This is a genomic window from Microcoleus sp. S13_B4 (assembly GCF_036700885.1).
In the GTDB taxonomy this organism is placed as follows: Bacteria; Cyanobacteriota; Cyanobacteriia; order Cyanobacteriales; family Microcoleaceae; genus Microcoleus.
In genome coordinates this window covers 1-2,139 of the sequence record NZ_JAUBPU010000135.1, presented here as the reverse complement: position 1 = coordinate 2,139, position 2,139 = coordinate 1, and the positions used below count along the sequence as shown (strand labels likewise).

The 2,139-nt window shown below is 45.6% G+C and carries 1 protein-coding gene; it reads right to left on the bottom strand.

Annotated features, from left to right (window positions below):
- Nucleotides 1-1,373 (bottom strand): DUF4347 domain-containing protein (locus tag QT994_RS27515; RefSeq protein WP_333180274.1); only part of this gene is annotated, 1,373 nt, incomplete at its 3' end.
- Between the last annotated feature and the right edge of the window lie 766 nt (nt 1,374-2,139).

The following is a 2,139-nucleotide window of genomic DNA, read 5'->3' as shown; positions in this document are numbered from 1 at the left end:
TATACAAAGAGAAACATCCCGCCGCCTTGCCCTGCGCCTTTGTTGCCCTCAAAGCGACTGTTCCGAATGGCGATCGTCCCACCGACAGACCCAGGTGTACTATTTGGGCCGGAAGCATTAGCACCGTCGGTGTAAATTGCACCGCCATAACCACTGGTATTTGCTCCGGTTCCTGCCGTAGAATCGTTATTTAAAAAAGTTGAATTTTCGACGGTTAGGTTGCCCAAAAGGTGGTTAATGGCCCCGCCGTTAATGCCTTTGTTGTTGGTAAAAGTAGAGCCTTTGACAGTGAGAGAACCTCCACTTTTTGTGCTGATCGCACCGCCACCTCGTTCACTGTTAGCCGATCGCCCGTCGTTGCCAGTAAAGGTACTGTTGAGCACATTAGTGGTACTCTTGAAACCCGCGTAAATGCCACCAGCGTAACCAGCAACATTATTATTGACTTGGCAATTTTCTAAAGTTAAAGTACTGTTACCTCCCGTTTTAATGCCACCACCGCTGCTAGTATCCTCATTATTCGGATCGGTTCCAGAAACTTTGCCGTTGGCAACAATCAGGTTTTTTAGAGTAACATTTGTCGAACCTTCTGTGAAGATTACCCGCGAAGTGTTGTTGCCACTGATGGTTAAATTGCTAGCACCACTTGCATCAAGTGTCAAGTTTTTATTGATGACAAGTTGACCGGAAGTTAGAGTAATTGTTTGGCTGGCAAGACTGGAGGCAAATTGAATGGTATCGTCGGCCGCTGCGGAGGCGATCGCATTTCTCAATGAACCCGGCCCGCTATCATTATTGTTGGTAACGGTAATAGTCCCTAAAGTCCCTCGGTAATCTGCCATTGCTTCTGGAGTCAAGGCTAGCGGTGCTTCAATATCACCCTTGGCAAACTCCAAATTCCAGTTACCACCGCGGCCAGTGCGATCTGTAGATGCTGCAATATCAGCCCCCGTTAACTCGCCCAGGCGATCGACAAAATCACTACCCGAACCCGCAGCAACATCGCAACCGTAAATCACGATATCAGCTTTTTCGCTCAGTGCATTTCGCCAATCTTGCAACTGACTTTCATATTGTGGCAAATTATCCGAATTCAACGTCGCAGAACCAAGCTGTAAGCTGCCAGAATTGCCGTGAGAAAAAATGTGAACTTGGTCTACAGTTCCTCCCGCCGCAGCGATAGTTTGCAGTTTAGCAGTAATTTGCTCGACTCCGTTGCCATTTTTCTCTAATATGATTGTCTCCGTACCTGGAAGCACGCCGCCCGCCAGATTTTGATAGTCATCTAAGTCTGAGTCAATGAAGACAATAGATTTAGGAAGAGAATTGGGGATACCAGATTGTGAATCTATACTGGCAAAAATTGAACTCATTTTGCATACCCATGTGAATGTTTACTATGTGCTGTAGATTCACCTTGAAAGCAGAAGATTAGAGATGCTGGAAACCGCAAGCAGAATGAATACCTCAGCGATCAACCTGGGGAATTCCAATTAAGGAGAAAAGTTTCTTGTTCTCCATGATTGAAATCCGGTACTTGTATCGGGAGAGGGGTTTTGGTCTGTTGCGACTGCGAGTTTGATAGCGATTAACGGCAGAGGATGTAATGTAAACTCCTGAACCTAGAAACTCTATATGTAGAGTGCACAATACGCATCTTACCGATATAAGTGGCCCATCAAACCATTTTTGTTCCTGAGTCATGGGAAATTCAGAAAAGATATGGGCGGCTCCGAATTCCTAATAATTGACCTAGCTAGTACCTTATACATTTGCCTTGCCTAAAACCGGAAAATTTACATCCAAGCTTGATTAATTTTTCCTGTTGGCCCGATCGCAAAAACTTCCAGAAAAGGCGAAAGTCAGTTGGTGAGAAAGCTTGCTTTATTCGGGCGGTACTCGTTGTGCACCCTACGAGATTTTCCGCTTCTGGTAAGATGCGCGTTGCACACCCTACCAGAGGCAGTTAGATTGTTACCTGAGTGAAATCGCTAGCGGTGAGAATACCGGGCGTAATATTGTTAAGCTTCGCTAACAATTGATTTGTGCCAGTCACACTAACCACAGTCTGATTGTTGGTAGAAGTGATGCTGAGTTGAGTGAAACTCAAACCCGGATTCAACCCTATTAAATCCTCGC